Source organism: Paenibacillus sp. MZ03-122A, assembly GCF_024213325.1.
GTDB lineage: Bacteria > Bacillota > Bacilli > Paenibacillales > Paenibacillaceae > Paenibacillus > Paenibacillus polymyxa_B.
In genome coordinates, this window is sequence record NZ_JANAVI010000001.1 from 740,958 (window position 1) to 760,520 (window position 19,563).

Here is a 19,563-nt window from a genome sequence, read left to right on the forward strand (position 1 = left end):
TAGTATAGAAATAGGTCGTTTACTGTTGAAAAAGAACATATGTGCGGATACCGGGTGACGTGGTATAATATTCTTCTGGGGGGTGACCTTGTATGTCCAGAAGAAGAAAAAGAAAAAAGAAAGCCGCATTTGGCGGAGTTCTAAAATTTGAAATTTACGGCATTGTGCTGATTACATTAGCGGTCATTGCGTTGTCGGGTGAAGCGGCGGTTGGTCGGTCGCTATCCAAGATGTTTGGGCTCGTACTGGGGAAATTCTATTTTGTTATCCCTCTCATTGGCATTTATTATGGTCTGATGGTGATGATTCACCGCAAGTGGCCGAACCAGTGGAACTCCCGTAAAACGGGTTTGCTCCTGTTAGTATTTGCCTTTACACTTATGAGTTCTATTTCATCTATGGAGCAGCGTTTGGGGCCGATCAACGCGCTTCAGCCGGGCGGAGTGATGACCCAGATACATATAGATATGCGTGAGCAGTTGCTGTCGCCTGACCAGCAGGGTCATACCTCAATGCTGAACAAGGATATCAGCGGGGGTTACGTAGGCGCATTGCAGCTTACTGTTCTGTTATGGCTGTTTGGTCTCACCGGAGCTAAACTGATCATGATTGTTATGTTCGTCATTTGTTTCATGCTGATGACCCAACTGTCCTATGTGGATTTGGTACGGATTGTAAAAACCAAGCTGCTGACAGCCGGGGGAAGCGTGCGCAAAAAATGGACTGGTAAAGCTACTCCGCTTTCAGCATCAAGCAAAGGCAGTGGAAATAGAAAAATCAAGTCTGACCCCATTCCTGCCTATGAGGAAGACATGGATGATGACTTTGACGAAATGCAGCCTCCTGCACGCAAACAGCCGATTTTCTTTCAGTTGTTTGGTCTCAAAAATTCAGATAAAGCGGACAGGGATGAGCATTCCGTCGATACGGATGAGGATGATCATGATCTTCCATATGAAGCTGAGGACGCGCAGGCCCAGTGGAGAAACGGCAACCAGAGTGAAGAGATGTCTGACGTAGTCGAACACGTTGAGCAGGAAGCTGCAACTCTGGTAAAAAGGTCGCCGATTATTAGGGATTTCTTCGAACAAGTAAAGCAGGAGGAAAGAAGACCGGAAGCTGAATTTGGAGAGTCCCTGTCAGGAGCAGAGCAGACAACTTCCATTATTGATGAATCCCTGGATGATGACTTTGTGGATGCCAATGCAAATACGGATATGGATGATTCGACAGCGATCCAGGGGACATTAGAAGGTGCTCAGGGACAAGCTCAGACGATTGCAACTGGGGTGGCAGGCGAAGAGGCTGAAGGTAACCATACAGCTATTCCGGCTCCGCCGCCGCCTAAACCGTACAAGCTCCCATCATTTCGTTTACTTGCTAAACCACAAAACGCAGGCAAAGGTATGGGACAAAAGGATTACATGCAAACGGCACGCAAGCTGGAGGCAACGCTGGAAAGCTTCGGTGTGCGGGCCAAGGTGCTGGAGGTTGTCCGTGGCCCTGCCGTAACGCGTTATGAAATTCAGCCGGACATTGGAGTAAAGGTCAGCCGCATTGTGAGTCTGACGGATGACATTGCGCTTGCGCTTGCTGCCAAAGATATCCGTATGGAGGCTCCGATTCCTGGCAAATCAGCTATCGGAATTGAGGTTCCGAATAATGAAGTTTCCATTGTAACGATGCGTGAGGTTATGGAGACAACCGTTTTCCAGGAGTCAGCTTCCAATTTATCTATTGCATTCGGACGTGATATCGCAGGACAGACGATTGTCGGTAATTTGGCCAAGATGCCCCATCTGCTTGTAGCTGGGGCAACTGGTTCGGGTAAATCAGTGTGTATCAATGGGATCATTACGAGTATTTTGTACAAAGCAAAGCCGGATGAGGTCAAATTTTTGATGGTCGATCCTAAAATGGTGGAGTTGAACGTGTACAACGGAATCCCGCATTTGTTGGCTCCGGTCGTGACTGATCCAAAGCGAGCCTCACTTGCATTGAAGAAAATTGTAGTTGAAATGGAAAAAAGATATGAGTTATTTTCCAAATCAGGAACCCGTAATATTGAGGGATATAATAATCTGATGAAAGATAACCCGGATGCATTTCTGCCTTACATCGTCGTTATTGTGGACGAGTTGGCAGATTTAATGATGGTAGCTGCGGGAGATGTGGAGGATGCGATTGCACGACTTGCCCAAATGGCGCGTGCAGCAGGCATCCACCTTATCATTGCAACGCAAAGACCTTCGGTTGATGTAATTACCGGGGTGATTAAAGCCAATATTCCTTCACGTATTGCCTTCGGCGTTTCCTCGCAGGTAGACTCCCGTACCATATTGGACATGGGTGGAGCCGAGAAGCTACTCGGACGTGGTGATATGCTGTTCATGCCAATGGGTGCTTCCAAACCAGTCCGCGTTCAGGGAGCATTCATGAGCGATCAAGAAGTCGAAAATATTGTTAGCTACGTACGTGAACAGGGTGAGGCGCAGTATGATGAAACGCTAGTGCCGGAGGTGGAAGAGGTATCGGCTGATGCAGATGAAATGCTGGATGAGCTGTACGATCAGGCGGTCAACATCATTTTAGAGGCTAAACAAGCTTCCGTTTCGCTCCTTCAGCGCCGTATGCGGATCGGTTATACACGTGCTGCTCGACTGATTGACTCCATGGAAGCTCGCGGAGTCATCGGCCCTTATGAGGGCAGCAAGCCCCGTGAGGTCCTTATCTCAATGGAGCAATATCAGCAAAATAAAGTAAGTTCCTAAGCATGATCTCTATCCAGCACTACATTAAAACGCTGTTTGTTCGCATGGTGGTTGTTCTAATATGACAACTCCGAGTGCACAAACAGCGTTTTTTTGTGATGTTTTTTGAGGTGTGGCGACTATCTGCTGAAAGAAGATTAAAAGGGTGAATAGCTTTAAGCGGACCTTGTCATAATAAACGTAGCCATCCTGTTAATCCCACAAAAGAAAGGTAGAGCGCAGCATATGAAAAAGACAATGGTCTGGATTTGCACGGGTATCCTCGCAGCCTCGGCTATTACGTACACAGGACTTTTTAAAAGTGACTCTGCACAGCAGCAAGCAGAGCCGCTGAGCACACAGCAGAAAGTACAAGCGGCGCAACCTTCTCAGCCGACATTCAGCTCGGGAGCGGTTGATTTTGGATCTTACGGTCAGGATGTATATGAGTTGCAATCACGTTTGAAGTTGCTGGGCTTTTTTGGCGGGAAAGTGGACAGCCATTTTGGCAGCAGTACACTAAAAGCTGTTAAGGGTTTTCAAAAGGAATTTGGCATCCGTCCTGATGGAGTGGTCGGAGCAAAGACGAAATTAAAGCTGGTGAATGCTACTCCTAACTGGAAGCCAACGGAAACTCCTATGCATCGTAACAATCAAGGTTCCGCTCAGGGACAGACAGCAGACAATAACGATAAAGCGGATCAAAATGATGAAACGATGGGATCGGTCAACACCATGGGACTATCTGAAAACGATCTTAAAATTATGGCCAACGCGGTCTACGGTGAATCCCGCGGCGAGCCGTTTGAAGGACAAGTTGCCGTCGCGGCTGTTATTTTGAACAGGGTCAAGTCACCTAGCTTTCCCAACTCACCATCTGGAGTGATTTTTCAACCAGGAGCTTTCACAGCAGTAGCAGACGGTCAAATCTGGCTCACACCGAATGAGAATGCACAAAAGGCGGTACGCCAAGCCCTGAACGGCTGGGATCCAAGCGGAGGATGTCTCTATTATTTTAACCCAAAAACAGCCACCTCTAAATGGATTTGGTCCCGTCCGCAGGTGAAAACCATCGGGGAACATATTTTTTGCATGTAAAACGCCGAAGCAGCCGGGAGCTTGTCTCCGGTTGCTTCTTGGCTTTTGCATGGTTAGAATAAAGATTGGTACACTTTACCTCTTTACAGGAGGAAGATTCACAGCAGCTAATGCTTTGCTAATCAAAGGCTAGACGCAAATTGACGTCACAAAGGAGTTTTGGACTTGAACAAAACAGGTTTCGAGCGTGGCACACGCAGACAACTGAGGATTCATGTACTGCCGACCAAGCGCTTTAAGACGTTTGCTATATCATTGTATGTAGGCACTCCGCTACGGGAGGACACCGTAACTCGAGTGGGGCTGGCACCTTTCGTTCTGCGACGGGGTACAGAATCGTATCCGCAGACTACACAATTCAGAGAACAGTTAGAGCAATTGTATGGCGCGGGTTTCGGTTTCGATGTGTATAAACGTGGAGATTATCAGATCGTGCAATTTCGCATGGATACGATTAATGACAGCTTTGTAAATAGTCCAGATAGTTTACTGGATCGTTCGTTTTCTTTTCTCGGAGAAGTACTAACGAAGCCTGCATTGGAAAATGGTGCATTTCAAACGGGATACGTCCAGCAGGAACGAGAAAATGTGCGTAAGAAGCTGGAATCTATAGTTAACGATAAAATACGTTATGCTGGTGAGCGCTGTATGGAGGAAATGTGCAAGGATGAGCCTTATCGTTTGCACCCTCTTGGTCAACGATCTGATCTGGACAGTATAGATGCACAGAGCTTGTATAAGGCTTATGGAGAATGGCTGAATCATGCCAGCATGGATTTATACGTTGTGGGAGATACGACGCTAGAAGAAGTTGAGAAGTTTGTTGATCGCTATTTTCAATTGAACCGTTCAGCGGAAACAGGGTATGTTCCTGAACAGCCCAAGTCGGTAGAGCGTGATGTTCAAACCGTTGTAGAGCGTCTTGATGTGAACCAGGGCAAGCTCAACATGGGGTTGCGCACCCCTATTACGTATGGAGACGATCGCTATGCTTCCGCTCTGATGTACAATGGCATTCTGGGCGGGTATCCGCATTCAAAGCTGTTCGTTAATGTGAGGGAGAAGGAAAGTTTGGCGTATTACGCTTCATCACGGTATGACGGGCATAAAGGTATTGGTACGATTCAATCTGGTATTGAAATTCCTAATTATGAAAAAGCGGTTACTATTATCCGCAAGCAACTGGAAGATACGCAAAACGGAGCGATTACTGAGCTGGAAATGACCCAAACGCAGGCGATGATTCGCAACTTGCTAAAGGAGATGCAGGATTCCGCTTTTGAAATGATCGCCTATGATTTTAACAGACAGCTTTCCGGTAAAGAACGGACAGTAGATGAGCTGCTGAGTCAGGTGGAGGCAGTCAAGGTGCAGGATGTTCAGGATGCCGCCCGGACGTTCCGACTGGACACTATTTATTTCTTGAGAGACCAGAAGGGGGAATAGCGGTGGAGCATATACCTTATGAGCATTTGCAGGAAACGCTGTACTATGAAGTAATGGATAACGGTTTACACGTTTATGTGTTGCCCAAACCGGGTTTTCAGAAGACATACGCCACATTTGCAACTAAATACGGCTCAGTTGATAATCATTTCCGCGTAGAAGGTCAACAGCCCGTAAAGGTGCCGGATGGCATAGCCCATTTTTTGGAGCATAAAATGTTTGAAGAGCCTGAAGGCGATATTTTTGCTACCTTCTCCTCTAATGGGGCATCGGCGAACGCATTTACCAGCTTTGATCAAACAGTATATCTGTTTTCGGCAACCGAGCGTATTCAAGAAAATTTGACCACGCTGGTCAATTTTGTGCAGCATCCTTACTTTACAGATGAAAATGTAGAAAAGGAAAAAGGCATTATTGGCCAGGAAATTAATATGTATGAAGATAACCCTGATTGGCGGAGTTACTTTGGTCTGATCGAGGCGTTGTACAAGGTTCATCCGGTGCATATTGATATCGCAGGTACTGTTCAATCCATCAGTACGATTACAAAAGAAACGCTGTACAGTTGCTATGAAGCTTTCTACCACCCAAGCAATATGATTCTTTTTGTAGTGGGCGGAGTGGATCCAGCTGAAGTAATAGAGCTGGTACGTAACAATCAGGCCAAAAAGGACTATAAGCCGCAGGGAGAGATTGAGCGGATTTTCGACGATGAACCCACTACAGTTGCAGAACCACGTCGTGAGGTGAAGCTGGCCGTTTCTCTGCCAAAGCTACTGTTTGGATTCAAGGAGGCTGAAGTAGGCCTAACGGGTGAAGAATTACTTCGTCATGATCAGGAAACCAAGCTGATGCTTGATCTCCTGTTTGGTTCCAGTACACAACTATATCAAAAGCTCTACGATGAGGATCTGATTTCGGACAGTTTTGGTCATGAGTACAATAGTACGCAGCAATATGCATTCTCTGCAATCGGCGGGGATACCAAAGACCCGGATCGGCTGTTGGCGAGAATACGTGAAGAGGTGGAGTCCATTCAGAAGCAGGGCTTTGCAGCAGAACATTTTGAACGGGCACGCAAAAAGAAAATCGGTGGTTATCTGCGTACACTCAATTCACCAGAAAATATTGCACATGAATTTACAAGACATCGCTTCCGGGGCAGCGATTTTTTCCAACTGCTCCCTATTTATGAAAGTATCACGCTCGAGGATGTAAATCGCCGTCTAAAAGACCATATCCAGTGGGATCAACTCGCAATATCACTAGTGGTGAGTCCGTAATGTCCAGGGAGAGGGAAACAATGACCACCGAGGGCGGAGAATTAAAAGCAATTGGCGATACAACCGTGCTGATTACAGGAGCGAGTGGCGGAATTGGTGCGGCTATTGCTGAGCGTTTTGCAGCCGTAGGGATGAATGTTGTCATTCACTACATGAAGTCCCATGAAAAAGCAAATGAAGTTGCCCGTCGTTGCATGGCTTATTCAGGCAAGGTAATGACCGTGTCAGCGGATCTGCGGAGCAAGGAGCAGATCGAACGCATGCGGGAAAAGCTGGATAATCACGGGATGAAGCCGGATATTCTTGTGAACAACGCCGGATTATCTCATTATGGGCTGTTGACAGATGTTTCGGAAGAGGAATGGGACGAAGTGATGGCCGTCAATGTTAAGGGAACCTTTCTGTGCACGCAGGTTTTTATGCCACATATGATTTCCCAACGCTATGGCCGCATTGTGAATGTTTCCTCCGTGTGGGGGATATGTGGCGCATCGTGCGAGGTGTTGTATTCCACCACCAAGGGAGGCATTAACGCTTTCACTAAAGCGTTGGCTCAAGAGGTAGCACCTTCCGGGGTGACAGTGAATGCTGTAGCTCCAGGTGCAGTGGATACGTCGATGCTGGATCATTTGGATAAAGGCGAAATTACCAGTTTGGAAGAAGAAATTCCTGCCGGACGGTTGGCTCGACCTGATGAAATATCGTCCCTGGTTTATTTTCTTGCGCTTCCTGAGTCAGGTTATATTAATGGCCAGGTCATAAGTCCTAATGGAGGATGGGTGACTTAAGGGATAGCGCTTGGAGGAATCCACCAGTATAGTAAGCGTTTGAGAAGAGCATATTATAACTGTTGATTTTAAATCTGAATCATCTAAGGAGGATTTAAGTATGTCAACAGTTGTTCAGAATTTTGATGTTTGGAAAAAGTTCCTTGGTCAGCGTGTAGAGCAAGCGGAGAAGCTGGGAATCAGCCAAGATACCATTTCAGAGCTTGCTTATGAAATTGGTGATTTTCTGGATGAGAAGGTCGACCCAGCGAACCACTCCAACCGCGCACTGAAAGAACTGTGGGGAGTTGCCGATGAGGACGAGCGTCACACCATCGCCCGGCTAATGGTTAAATTGGCTAAGAGCAACGCATAAGTAGGAACCAACATGAAAAGCTCCCTTTTGGGGGCTTTTCTGTAATGGTTACAGAGCTGTTCTTGTAATTCCATTGTAATTTATATATCATAAACGTGATTGAGGCTTACAACACAATGTAACCTATCGAATTTCAATAATTGGTTTTGTCGAAAGATGTTATTTTATGATACAATAATGCTTTGATTTGGAGTTGTTGACGGTTTGAATGTGAATGAGGTGCTAACGTGACGGAAGAAACGAAACAGTGGTACATGGAGTACAAGATACATAAAAATCGACCCGGACTGCTGGGAGACATTGCTTCCATGCTTGGTATTCTGGGGGTTAATATACTGACAATCAACGGTGTTGAAGGGGAAAGACGGGGGATGTTGCTTGAAACGGATGATGACGAGAAAATACGCATTCTCGGAGACACGTTAAAAAAAGCGAGCAACATTACAGTCACGGCCTTACGTGCTCCGAGACTGGTTGATATATTGGCAGTAAGACACGGCCGTTACATCGATCGGGATTCAGATGATCGTAAAACATTTCGCTTTACACGCGATGAGCTTGGGTTGCTGGTCGATTTTTTGGGTGAAGTATTAAAGAGGGACGGCAATCAGGTGATCGGTCTTCGGGGGATGCCGCGTGTGGGCAAAACGGAATCCATTATTGCCAGTAGTGTATGCGCAATGAAGCGTTGGACTTTTGTGTCTTCAACGTTACTACGACAGACGGTGCGCAGTCAGCTCTCTGAAGAAGAAATGAACCCAAACAATGTGTTTATTATTGATGGTATTGTGAGTACAATTCGGTCAAATGAAAGACATTATCACCTGCTTCAGGAAATCATGAGCATGCCAAGTACTAAAGTGATTGAGCATCCTGATGTATTTGTACGTGAATCAGGATACAGCTTTGACGATTTCAATATCATTATTGAACTTCGCAATAATCCGGCTGAAGAAATTATTTATGATACCTTTACAGCCAGTTATACAGAAGATCTTTAAATAAGCGTAATTACACAAGGAGATGATGACATGTCAGAACTGGGTCAGCAATTAAAGGAGGCCCGGCTGCAAAAAGGATTGAGCCTTGACGATGTTCAGGAAATGACGAAGATACGCAAACGTTATCTGGAAGCCATTGAGACGGGCGATTACAAAGTGCTGCCGGGAAGCTTTTATGTCAGAGCTTTTATTAAAACATACGCTGAAACGGTCGGGTTGAACCCCGATGAGATTCTGGAAGGGCATCAAAGTAATGTGCCTGAACCTGAACCGGAAGCAGTCATGGAGCCTGTTACACAGAAACGCTCCAGCCGTCCCGCCACAATTGGTAATCTTAAATGGTTGCCTACAGCGTTAATGTGGCTTTTTCTAGTTCTCATTGTTGGGGTTATTTATGCTTATTGGGTGAGCAACAACCATTCAACTCCAAAAACAGCAGAAAACACAACGCCGATTACAACACCAAGTACAACACCAAGTACAACGCCAAGCACGTCTACTCCTGATACCACTACGACACAGCCGAACAATGGTCAAACGACGGCTCCAAATGGTGCTGGTGGGCAGACTCCTGATGCGGGGCAAACCGGCCAAACTCAGCCAAATGGTACGGGGAGTACGGGTGCTACTACTCCAGATACTGGACAGCAGCCGGATACGACTACACCACAACAAGGTGTAACTGTGGCACAGGACGGCAAGCAAGGCAAGACGACGATTTTCAAAGTTTCCAGTGCAACGGGAGCCACAGCCAAGGTTGATATTAAAGCGACGGGTGAAAGCTGGCTTGAAGTGTACAAGGGACAAAATTCCCGTGGAGAAAAGCTGAGCTACGGTATGACTAAAAGTGGAGATGCCATGTCTTTCGATATTGGTCCGGAAGGTTTATATATCAAATCAGGGCGGTCTTCTGCCACAGATATTTCCGTAGCAGGTCAACCGATAACAGATAATAAATCGACTACTCGTGTACTGATCCAGCAAGGAGAAGCTTCCACGACCGGAACGAGTGCAGGGGTAACGGGCTCACCTGCAGATTCTTCGACAGGTAGAAGTACGGATTCAACACAAAGTGGTACAGATTCTACAACTACTGATGGTGAATAAACGCCTTGGTGCGAGGAAATACTAATGACTGTAATTCTTGGAAAGGTAGTCATTTCATTTTCCGCAAAGTGAGGTGTATACGTTATGACCGTCAGCTGGATTGTGACTGGGCTCGGTATCATTGTCAGTTTACTGGGCTATTATCTGACACCGAATGCATGGGGCTATGGCATACTGGGCTTTGGTCTTGCTCACATTGTGCTTGGATTTTTGGATATGTTCCGAACTCCAACACGAAGCCATAATTAGATATTTTGACCGTAATTGAAATAAAGGCGTTTTTGTCAGGAAAACTGGCAAAAACGCCTTTTTAGTCAACGGATTATTGGATTTTTGTAAATGACTAGCCTATAATTAGATATTGAACTTTGTTGTGGAAAGGAAAGTGAAACGATGGCTTCAGAAAATTCATTTGATATCGTCTCCAAAATGGATATGCAGGAGTTAACAAATGCGGTTCATCAGACGGAGCGTGAAATTGAAACACGATTTGATTTCAAGGATAGCAAAAGTAGCCTCAAGCTTGAGAAAGAAGCTCTTACGATTGCATCGGAAGACGAGTACAAGCTGAATGCGGTGATTGATATTTTGCAATCTAAAATGGCCAAACGAGGTCTGTCCCTTAAAAATGTGGAGTATGGCAAATTGGAACCCGCTTCTCTAGGTTCAGTGCGTCAGCGTCTTTCGCTTAAGCAGGGAATTGATCAGGATAATGCCAAGAAAATTAATATTCTTATTCGGGACTCCAAGCTAAAAGTCAAAAGTCAGATTCAAGGTGATCAAATCCGAGTGACCGGAAAAAACAGGGATGATTTACAGGCGATTATTCAATTGCTACGTAAAGCTGATTTGCCATTGGAGCTTCAATTTACAAACATGAAATAAAGCCGTTTTCCCTCATATATTTTGTAGGAAAAAACGTTGCTTGATGTGCGGCAGGTTATTTTGACATGCGTTTTGCGCCATATTATACTTGTAACGAAAATGCAGACAATTCAGGTGTATAGCGCTCGTCGAAAGCGATTTACATAGGATTGAATTTAATCCGAAAACTGCCATTTGTAATCAAGTACGATAATCAGGGGAGAGTGTGTTGTGAATTTACCCAACAGAATTACAATAACGCGGATTTGCCTTATCCCGGTGATGATGCTGGCTTTGCTGGTGAACTTTGATTTTTATCCGCCGCCGATTGAGATCGGAGCTTTCAAGCTGCCGTATAATCAGCTGATTGCGGCTATCATTTTCCTTGTAGCAGCCAGCACGGATGGTCTTGACGGATATTTGGCACGTAAAAATAATATGGTCACCAATTTGGGCAAGCTGTTGGATCCCCTTGCTGATAAGCTTTTGGTAACCGCTATTTTGGTTTCCTTGGTAGAAATGGGGAAAATTGATTCATGGATTGTCGTTGTGATTGTTAGCCGTGAGTTTGCGGTTACGGGGCTGCGTCAGATTGCCTTACTGGATGGGTCTGTGGTTGCTGCAAGCAATTGGGGCAAATTAAAGACGATTATCCAGATCGTTGCTATTGTAGCGCTGCTCATTAATAATTTCCCGTTTGTTTTTCTTGGTATACCGTTTGATTTAATAGCGATATGGGCAGCAGTGTTGATCACCATTTATTCGGGTATTGATTATTTCGTGAAAAATATCCATTTGCTGAGCTCCTCCAAAGTTTAACAGGATAAATTTTATGGAAACAGCAATAGGGACTAAACTTATTGCTGTTTCTTTATATAATTCCCATAATATTCGCAGTACAGGAGGAAGAATTGATGAAAGCTGAAATAATTGCAGTAGGAACAGAGTTATTACTCGGACAAATAGTGAATACAAATGCTCAATATTTGTCACAAGAGCTGGCTACAATTGGAATCGATGTGTATTTTCAGACTGTGGTTGGCGATAACATAAATCGGCTTCAGGAAGCGATAAGGATTGCTCAGAAGCGTGCGGATATTATTTTGTTTTCCGGCGGTCTGGGGCCGACTCAGGATGATTTGACGAAAGAGGCGATAGCGGCTGTATTGGGGCGGAAATTGCACATAGATCGTCTTGCAATGGACAAGCTAGATCAATTTTTCCGTAACCGTGGGGTAGAAATGACCGAGAATAACCGCCGGCAGGCGCTTTCTATTGAAGGTGCTACTCCGCTTGAAAATGAGACAGGGCTAGCTGTGGGCGACGCGATTGCACAGGACGGTAAATTTTATGTAGTTTTGCCTGGACCGCCTAAGGAACTCAAACCCATGTTTGCAAACCATGCGAAACCTTGGTTGCTTCAGCAGGCATTGAGCGGTGAGGAAATGCCAATTTATTCGAAAATGCTAAAATTTGCAGGGATCGGTGAGTCAGCTCTTGAAACCCATTTGTTAGATCTGATCCAATCCCAGACAGATCCTACGATTGCTCCTTATGCCAAGGAAGGGGAAGTCACGATCCGTATATCCACCAAGGCGGCCAGCGAAAGTGAAGCATTAATTAAGCTGACAGCTACGGAAGTAGAAATTCAGCAGCGTCTTTCGGAGTATATGTATGCAAGCGAGGATGTTGCGCTGGAGAAGGTTATCGTAGATCTAATGGCCAAACGCGAACTCACGGTGAGTGCGGCAGAAAGCTGTACAGGTGGAATGCTGATGGAACAGATTACTTCTATACCTGGCAGTGCTGCTATGTTTCAAGGTGGCATCGTGTGCTATTCCAATGAAATGAAGATGAAGTTACTCAACGTGCCTTATGATTATTTGGAAGGGGACCATGCGCCAGGCGCAGTGAGTAAGGAAGTAGCCCTTGTGCTTGCAGAGCAGGCGAGAATGATCATGGATAGCGATTTTGGACTTTCAGTTACCGGTGTAGCCGGGCCTGGGTATTCCGAACGGAAGCCAGTCGGTCTAGTGTATATTGGCATTGCTGAACGCGACAAGGAAACGGAAGTACATGAACTGAGACTGAGTGGCAACCGTGAAACAATCCGACTGCGATCAGTCAAAGCAATCCTGTACAGATTGTGGCGCAGGCTGGTAGAGAACGAGAAACTCTCTTAAACATCTATGTACAGTGTGACTCGTAGAGTTGTTTTAGATAGATATTCATGGTATAATCATCTTATCGGAAGAACCGTTGCAAAGCCTTTTGCCAGCGGTTCTTTTTTTGTTTTAAGAGACAGGTGTAATTATAGAAGAGAGTTGTGCGAATAAAAAAAACGAATGTATGTTCGAAAAAATGCTTGGCAAGCGTGTCAAAACAAGGTATTATTAAAGTACAAACAATGAAGGATGTGAGTTTATTGTCAGATCGTCGTGCTGCGCTGGATATGGCGCTCCGTCAAATAGAAAAGCAATTTGGTAAAGGTTCCATTATGAAGTTGGGTGAGTCTACCCACATGCAAGTGGAAACGATCCCCAGTGGTTCGATTGCTTTGGATATTGCGTTAGGAACGGGCGGCTTTCCAAGAGGCCGGGTTATTGAAATATACGGACCGGAATCATCCGGTAAAACGACAGTAGCTCTTCACGCTATCGCAGAGGTGCAAAAAACAGGCGGACAAGCCGCCTTTATCGACGCCGAGCATGCGCTTGATCCGTCGTATGCAAGCAAGCTGGGTGTCAATATTGATGAGTTGTTACTATCGCAACCAGATACAGGAGAGCAGGCGCTTGAGATTGCCGAAGCCCTTGTACGTAGTGGAGCAGTAGACATTGTAGTTGTTGACTCCGTAGCGGCACTTGTGCCCAAGGCAGAGATTGAAGGCGAAATGGGAGATTCCCACGTTGGTCTTCAAGCACGTTTGATGTCTCAGGCATTGCGTAAGCTTTCTGGAGCCATTAATAAGTCGAAAACCATTGCTATTTTTATTAACCAGCTACGTGAAAAAGTAGGTGTTATGTTCGGTAACCCTGAAACAACACCAGGTGGACGTGCCTTGAAGTTTTACTCTACGGTACGTTTGGATGTTCGTCGTATTGAAAGTTTGAAAATGGGTAACGACATTGTGGGTAACCGCACACGTATTAAAGTCGTGAAGAACAAAGTTGCCCCTCCTTTCCGTCAGGCTGAGGTGGATATTATGTACGGTGAGGGTATTTCCAAAGAAGGTAGCTTGATCGATATCGGTACGGAGCATGACATTGTCGACAAGAGCGGAGCCTGGTATTCCTACGAAGGTGAGCGCCTTGGTCAGGGACGGGAGAATGCTAAACAATTTTTGAAGGAAAATCCGAATATTGCTAGTACGATCGAACAAAAAATTCGGGTGGCCAGCAATTTGATTACGACGGTTGCTCCGCCTACAGAAGAAGAGTTGGCGCAGCAAGCGAAGGAAGAACAGGAATTGTTGGAGCTTGAATAAAGCTTGGTGAATCTTGGTTTGTGAACTGGGGCCAGGGTTATGGCACCGTCCGTTTGAATAGCATGATTCTGATGCCCTGCACAGTTGTGCAGGGCATTTTTGCATCAACTAAAGTCTGCTTTGTCAGCGGAATCTAACTTTGCGTAGCAGGTGTTCAAAGGCTGCTTTCGTGAATTTCAAAGTGAGGGAAATATATTGCAGTTGGACGATGAAGATGAATACACTTCGGAAGCAAATAAGCAACAAGGGATTTCTCTTTTTCCGGATCATGTGGAATTGATGATTACTAGGGTAGAGCAGGGACAGGGACGCAAACGCGGAAGGTATATCATTCATTTTGGTCCGTATTCGCTGTCTGTATTAGAAGATGTAATGATCAAGTACAATATGTTCAAAGGAACGTCATTTGATAAAAAAGAACTGGAAGATATCGTTCTGGCAGATGAAAAGCAACAGGCTTATGTACTTGCGCTTCGCTATTTGGGGCGAAAGCCTCGCACACGTCAGGAAATTGCCCAACGTTTGTTACAAAAAGAACTGGATCAGTCTGTTATTGACGAAGTAATGGTTCGACTGCAAAGGGAACAACTCGTAGATGATGATTTATACGCCCGCCAATGGGCAAGGCAGCGCATAACTAGCCAACGTAAGGGTAAGATGTGGGTTAGGCAAGAACTTCGTCAGAAGGGCATCTCTAAAGCCTCTATTGGCGAAGCGTTAGGTGAGATCACCGATAATGAGGAGTGGGAGAGCGCTTTGACGGTCGGACGTAAGAAATGGAATCAGATACGTGGTGATATAATGGAGAAAAAAAGGAAAACCTACCCTTTTCTCATGAGACGCGGATATTCGGGGGATATGACACGCCGAGTGGTCAATCATCTCACTGCGGCCGAGCATGACGTTGCTTTAGATGACGAGGAATTGTTGCAGTGGGAGGAATAGTTGCCAAACGGCTGCTGAACCTTTGGCTAGTATGAACGGATAGGATGAGCTAGTTATTACAGGGAAAGCTGCATGGTAGTCTACTAATGTTTGCATTCCCTTGACAATGCCATTTGTCAAATAATAAAATATATATGAAACGATACTTGTGGAACGCCCTTTTTCCTTCCAAAAAAGCGGAATCCACGGGTGAGTTCTCATCGCCAAATAACAAGTGATGCCGCTATGCCAGGCGGAATTGTACATGTGAAAGCATGTGCATATGAAATGAAACGACCTTGTGTCGTTGTCTTAGTTTGACGATCAAAGTAAATGTGACAATTGCAAAAAGTCCCAAGGAATGCCTTGGAGGAACCAACGGGGAGGTGAACAGTATGATGACTGCGATCTGGTTCGTTCTCGTTGCTGTAGCCGCGTTATTCTTTGGGTTCGGGATTGGTTATTTTATTCGCAAATCTATTGCAGAAGCTAAGATCTCCAGTGCGGAAGAAGCTGCCGCGCAAATCGTGGAGAACGCGAAAAAAGAGGCAGAAGCGCTGAAGAAGGAAACGGTATTGGAAGCGAAAGATGAAATCCACCGCATTCGTGCCGAAGCTGAAAAAGAAACTCGTGAACGTCGCAATGAAATTCAACGACAGGAACGAAGATTGCTGCAAAAAAGAAGAATCGCTGGATAAAAAATTGGAATCGCTGGAACGCAAAGAAGAACAAGTGGCCAACAAAGAGAAACGAATCGATGAAACCCAGCAGCAAATTGATTTGATTTACAAGAGTCAGGTAACTGAGTTGGAACGTATTTCCAATCTGACGATGGAGGATGCAAGAAGTATTATTCTGACCAACGTAGAGCAGGAAGTTCGTCATGAAACAGCTCAGATGATTAAAGAAATTGAACAGCAGGCCAAAGAAGAAGCGGACAAAAAGTCTCGTGAAATCATCACACTGGCCATCCAACGCTGTGCGGCAGATCATGTAGCAGAAACGACGGTTTCTGTTGTCACATTGCCGAACGAAGAAATGAAAGGCCGGATTATCGGGCGCGAAGGCCGTAATATCCGTGCACTTGAAACCCTTACAGGAATTGACCTCATTATTGATGATACGCCGGAAGCTGTTATTTTGTCCGGATTTGATCCGATTCGTAGAGAGATTGCGCGTACTGCGCTTGAAAAGCTCGTAGCGGACGGACGGATACATCCGGCTCGTATTGAAGAGATGGTGGAAAAATCCCGTAAAGAGGTGGACGAACGAATCCGTGAGTATGGTGAGCAGGCCACCTTTGAGGTGGGCGTGCATAGCTTGCATCCGGATTTGATCAAGATCTTGGGACGTCTCAAGTTCCGTACGAGTTACGGACAGAACGTTTTGAAGCACTCGATGGAAGTTGCATACTTGACAGGTCTGATGGCCGGGGAACTGGGCGAAGACGTTGTACTGGCAAGACGGGCAGGATTGCTGCATGACATCGGGAAGGCGCTGGATCACGAAGTGGAAGGATCGCACGTTGAAATTGGCGTGGAACTGGCGAAGAAGTACAAGGAACACCCGGTCGTCATCAACAGCATTGCTTCACATCACGGCGACTGCGAAGCGACTTCAGTGATCGCCATGCTGGTTGGGGCGGCAGATGCCCTGTCAGCAGCAAGACCGGGAGCGCGGCGTGAAACGCTAGAGACGTACATCCGTCGTCTTGAGAAGCTGGAACGCATCTCCGAATCTTTTGAAGGCGTTGAAAAATCATACGCGATTCAAGCCGGACGCGAAGTTCGTGTCATGGTACAGCCAGAGAAAATTGATGATGCGGAAGCATTCCGACTGGCCCGCGATATTACGAAAACGATTGAGAATGAACTGGACTATCCAGGACATATCAAGGTTACCGTCATACGCGAGACCCGTGCGGTAGAATACGCAAAATAAAAGCATTTCAATGAAAAGTGGCCGCTGCTTGTAGGGCCACTTTTCATTATGTAAGGCAGACTAGGGAGGGCTTTCTATCAACGTATTATTTATTGGAGACATCGTCGGCAGTGTAGGCAGAAAGGCATTGAGGGAGAATCTCCCTTCGCTAAAATCAAAATACAACCCGCATGTTATTATCGTGAACGGAGAAAATGCGGCTTCGGGAAGAGGAATTACCCCAGCCATCGCCAGAGAATTTTTTGATTGGGGCGTTCATGGGATTACGATGGGAAATCATACTTGGGACAATAAGGAAATATTTGATTTTATAGATGATGAGCCACGGATCATCCGCCCGGCTAACTTTCCACCAGGAACACCAGGCCGGGGGTATACCGTTGTAAAAGGTGGAGGTAAAGAGCTGGCTATTGTTAATCTGCAAGGTAGAACCTTTTTGCCAGCTATTGACTGTCCATTCCGTGCAGCAGATGAAATTGTCGATGAACTACGGAAAAAACATAAGCATATCCTAGTTGATTTTCACGCCGAAGCAACCTCGGAAAAAATCGCTATGGGTTGGCATTTGGATGGACGTGCTTCAATAGTGGTAGGTACGCACACACATGTACAGAGTAATGACGATACGATTTTGCCACAAGGAACTGCGTATCAGACAGATGCGGGAATGGTAGGTCCTTATGAGGGAGTGCTTGGGATGCAGAAAGAGGCTGTGTTACAGAAATTCCAGACCCAGCTTCCGGTACGTTTTCAAGTGGACATGGGCAAATGGCACTTTCATGCCATCAGCGTAGAACTGAATGATAATGATGGAAAAGCCCGCAAAATTCAGAAAATCAGACTTAAAGAAGATGAATGGCGGATGGATTAACTTTTTTGTGAGCTACTTAAGGAAAGAATAAGGAAAACTGTCACCAAAAAGCAGGAATTATTTGCTGACCCTCGAATAACATCTAATAGTGGAATCAAACCATCATCATTCCCAGGGGAGGTACTTACTATGGATGTATTAAAAGTATCAGCAAAATCCAATCCCAATTCAGTTGCAGGCGCACTCGCAGGAGTACTGCGTGAACGCGGAAATGCAGAATTACAGGCGATTGGAGCGGGTGCACTAAACCAAGCCATTAAAGCGGTAGCCATTGCCCGGGGATTTGTCGCACCAAGCGGAGTGGATTTGATTTGTATTCCTGCTTTTACAGACATTGTTATTGATGGAGAAGATCGGACTGCGATCAAATTGATTGTAGAACCAAGATAATAAATGTAAGTTGTCTGAGCCTGTTTACGAATTGTAAACGGGCTTTTTTGCATTGTGAGTTTGTTACTATGATTTTTTAAAATAAATTTGTAGTGCTTCAATCTATAAATGGAGGTAAGATGCATGAATGATAAGCTAAAAGTGAATTGGCCTGTTGTTGACTTTCATTGTGATGTGTTATGTAAAATGCAGCTTGATGCGCAGATCGATTTCAGTCATCCATCGCTTGATGTCACAAAAGAACGTTTGCTAGAAGGTAACGTGCAGTTGCAAACGTTTGCTATATATATTTCACAGGTATTGGGCATGCCAAGATTTGAGCATGTGGTTCGTCAAATTGAGCTGTTCAGGCAGCATGTTACCTCTATCTCAGGTGGGTTGAGACCATTGCTGTGGAAGGAAGACTTGGCAAAGTGTAAAAATACGTCCGCAGTGCATCAGATGGAGCAAGTAAAACAGGTAGGAGAAGAGAAGCGCACGGAAAAGTTAACGTATGTGGATGGTAATGGGACCGATCATACATGGGCACCTTGGGCTTTGCTCTCACTGGAGGGGGTAGATGCGCTGGAAGGGAACCCGTTTTATGCAGAATTGTGCTATGCCATGGGAATACGATTGATTGGGCTGACATGGAATTATGCGAACTGGGCGGCTGACGGCATTATGGAACATAGAGGAGGCGGGCTGACTAGCAAGGGGCGTGATTTGGTCAATCGCTGTAATGACCTGGGACTGCTGCTAGATGTGTCGCATTTGTCCGTACAGAGCTTCTGGGAGGTGTTGGAGGAGGCTGCTCTACCACCCATCGCCTCGCATTCGAATGCCTTTGCGAGATGTGCTCATCCTCGTAATCTACGGGATGAACAGATTCGTGCACTGATCGCTCGTAACGGACGGATTGGTTTGACCTTCGTCACGATGTTTCTCAAAGAGCAGGGTACGGTAACCGCTGAGGATCTGCTACCGCACATTGAGCATATTTGTTCATTAGGCGGGGAAAGGCATTTGATGTTTGGCTCTGATTTTGACGGTATCGAGCACCATGTGCAAGGGCTGGAACACTCGGGTAAATATCCGGTTTTTGCAGAACTGCTGCTGAAGCATTACCCTGAGGAGCTAGTCAAGGGATGGCTGGGAGGACATGCGTTGGAATACCTGCAAACGAATTTGCCTTCCAAAATGTCTTCTTAAATAGCTATTTACTAGGAGTTATTATTAGCTGCGAATACCTTGACAAAGTGAGAACGATTACGAAATA

Annotated in this window: 17 protein-coding genes and 1 pseudogene; all 18 read left to right on the plus strand. The window is 45.7% G+C overall.

What is annotated here, in order from left to right; genetic code table 11:
• Positions 1-92 precede the first annotated feature (92 nt).
• The 18 genes and pseudogenes from NLX74_RS03615 to NLX74_RS03705 all read left to right on the plus strand — a co-directional run bounded on the left by NLX74_RS03615 (position 93) and on the right by NLX74_RS03705 (position 19,496).
• A complete protein-coding gene (locus NLX74_RS03615; protein ID WP_254327948.1) occupies positions 93-2,771 on the plus strand; it encodes an FtsK/SpoIIIE family DNA translocase in 2,679 nt (892 codons plus the stop codon).
• A 225-nt stretch (positions 2,772-2,996) separates the two neighbouring features.
• Positions 2,997-3,848: a spore cortex-lytic enzyme gene (gene sleB, locus NLX74_RS03620; RefSeq protein WP_254327949.1), complete on the plus strand. Its 852-nt coding sequence runs from the start codon at positions 2,997-2,999 to the stop codon at positions 3,846-3,848.
• 165 nt (positions 3,849-4,013) lie between these two features.
• Entirely contained in the window at positions 4,014-5,294 is a 1,281-nt protein-coding gene (gene yfmF, locus NLX74_RS03625) for an EF-P 5-aminopentanol modification-associated protein YfmF (RefSeq protein ID WP_235308144.1), read from the plus strand.
• A 2-nt stretch (positions 5,295-5,296) separates the two neighbouring features.
• Positions 5,297-6,577 (plus strand): EF-P 5-aminopentanol modification-associated protein YfmH, encoded by a 1,281-nt coding sequence (yfmH, locus tag NLX74_RS03630; RefSeq protein ID WP_254327950.1) that lies wholly within the window; start codon positions 5,297-5,299, stop codon positions 6,575-6,577.
• Positions 6,578-6,597: 20 nt separating this feature from the next.
• A complete protein-coding gene (ymfI, locus tag NLX74_RS03635; RefSeq protein WP_061829423.1) occupies positions 6,598-7,365 on the plus strand; it encodes an elongation factor P 5-aminopentanone reductase in 768 nt (255 codons plus the stop codon).
• A 100-nt stretch (positions 7,366-7,465) separates the two neighbouring features.
• Positions 7,466-7,720: a DUF3243 domain-containing protein gene (locus NLX74_RS03640; RefSeq protein ID WP_013309950.1), complete on the plus strand. Its 255-nt coding sequence runs from the start codon at positions 7,466-7,468 to the stop codon at positions 7,718-7,720.
• A gap of 227 nt (positions 7,721-7,947) precedes the next feature.
• Entirely contained in the window at positions 7,948-8,721 is a 774-nt protein-coding gene (locus NLX74_RS03645; protein WP_013370747.1) for a DUF3388 domain-containing protein, read from the plus strand.
• A 30-nt stretch (positions 8,722-8,751) separates the two neighbouring features.
• On the plus strand, positions 8,752-9,828 hold the full coding sequence (locus NLX74_RS03650; protein WP_254327951.1) for a helix-turn-helix domain-containing protein: 1,077 nt from the start codon (positions 8,752-8,754) through the stop codon (positions 9,826-9,828).
• A gap of 84 nt (positions 9,829-9,912) precedes the next feature.
• Positions 9,913-10,077 carry a hypothetical protein gene (locus tag NLX74_RS03655; RefSeq protein ID WP_254327952.1) on the plus strand — a complete coding sequence of 55 codons (165 nt, stop codon included), beginning with the start codon at positions 9,913-9,915 and terminating at the stop codon, positions 10,075-10,077.
• A gap of 144 nt (positions 10,078-10,221) precedes the next feature.
• Positions 10,222-10,713: a YajQ family cyclic di-GMP-binding protein gene (locus tag NLX74_RS03660; RefSeq protein WP_013309953.1), complete on the plus strand. Its 492-nt coding sequence runs from the start codon at positions 10,222-10,224 to the stop codon at positions 10,711-10,713.
• Between the two features lie 210 nt (positions 10,714-10,923).
• On the plus strand, positions 10,924-11,511 hold the full coding sequence (gene pgsA, locus NLX74_RS03665) for a CDP-diacylglycerol--glycerol-3-phosphate 3-phosphatidyltransferase (protein ID WP_061829421.1): 588 nt from the start codon (positions 10,924-10,926) through the stop codon (positions 11,509-11,511).
• Positions 11,512-11,606: 95 nt separating this feature from the next.
• On the plus strand, positions 11,607-12,875 hold the full coding sequence (locus NLX74_RS03670; protein ID WP_254327953.1) for a competence/damage-inducible protein A: 1,269 nt from the start codon (positions 11,607-11,609) through the stop codon (positions 12,873-12,875).
• Between the two features lie 242 nt (positions 12,876-13,117).
• Positions 13,118-14,179, plus strand: a complete 1,062-nt coding sequence (gene recA / locus NLX74_RS03675) for a recombinase RecA (protein ID WP_023988239.1) — start codon at positions 13,118-13,120, stop codon at positions 14,177-14,179.
• A 195-nt stretch (positions 14,180-14,374) separates the two neighbouring features.
• Positions 14,375-15,124, plus strand: a complete 750-nt coding sequence (locus NLX74_RS03680; protein ID WP_254327954.1) for a regulatory protein RecX — start codon at positions 14,375-14,377, stop codon at positions 15,122-15,124.
• A gap of 377 nt (positions 15,125-15,501) precedes the next feature.
• Positions 15,502-17,044, plus strand: a pseudogene (gene rny, locus NLX74_RS03690) (ribonuclease Y).
• 76 nt (positions 17,045-17,120) lie between these two features.
• Positions 17,121-17,915: a TIGR00282 family metallophosphoesterase gene (locus tag NLX74_RS03695; RefSeq protein WP_165176691.1), complete on the plus strand. Its 795-nt coding sequence runs from the start codon at positions 17,121-17,123 to the stop codon at positions 17,913-17,915.
• Positions 17,916-18,044: 129 nt separating this feature from the next.
• On the plus strand, positions 18,045-18,305 hold the full coding sequence (locus NLX74_RS03700) for a stage V sporulation protein S (RefSeq protein WP_007430104.1): 261 nt from the start codon (positions 18,045-18,047) through the stop codon (positions 18,303-18,305).
• Between the two features lie 123 nt (positions 18,306-18,428).
• The gene (locus NLX74_RS03705; RefSeq protein WP_254327957.1) at positions 18,429-19,496 is read left to right on the plus strand and encodes a dipeptidase; all 1,068 of its coding nucleotides are present in this window, start codon (positions 18,429-18,431) and stop codon (positions 19,494-19,496) included.
• The last annotated feature ends 67 nt before the right edge of the window (positions 19,497-19,563 follow it).

What these genes read in the sequence shown, in the direction of transcription:
- NLX74_RS03615 (WP_254327948.1), top strand. Translation starts at nt 93, where the DNA reads ATGTCCAGAAGAAGAAAAAGAAAAAAGAAAGCCGCATTTGGCGGAGTT.
- NLX74_RS03700 (WP_007430104.1), top strand. Translation starts at nt 18,045, where the DNA reads ATGGATGTATTAAAAGTATCAGCAAAATCCAATCCCAATTCAGTTGCA.
- NLX74_RS03640 (WP_013309950.1), top strand. Translation starts at nt 7,466, where the DNA reads ATGTCAACAGTTGTTCAGAATTTTGATGTTTGGAAAAAGTTCCTTGGT.
- NLX74_RS03660 (WP_013309953.1), top strand. Translation starts at nt 10,222, where the DNA reads ATGGCTTCAGAAAATTCATTTGATATCGTCTCCAAAATGGATATGCAG.
- NLX74_RS03650 (WP_254327951.1), top strand. Translation starts at nt 8,752, where the DNA reads ATGTCAGAACTGGGTCAGCAATTAAAGGAGGCCCGGCTGCAAAAAGGA.
- NLX74_RS03670 (WP_254327953.1), top strand. Translation starts at nt 11,607, where the DNA reads ATGAAAGCTGAAATAATTGCAGTAGGAACAGAGTTATTACTCGGACAA.
- ymfI (WP_061829423.1), top strand. Translation starts at nt 6,598, where the DNA reads ATGACCACCGAGGGCGGAGAATTAAAAGCAATTGGCGATACAACCGTG.
- sleB (WP_254327949.1), top strand. Translation starts at nt 2,997, where the DNA reads ATGAAAAAGACAATGGTCTGGATTTGCACGGGTATCCTCGCAGCCTCG.
- NLX74_RS03705 (WP_254327957.1), top strand. Translation starts at nt 18,429, where the DNA reads ATGAATGATAAGCTAAAAGTGAATTGGCCTGTTGTTGACTTTCATTGT.
- NLX74_RS03655 (WP_254327952.1), top strand. Translation starts at nt 9,913, where the DNA reads ATGACCGTCAGCTGGATTGTGACTGGGCTCGGTATCATTGTCAGTTTA.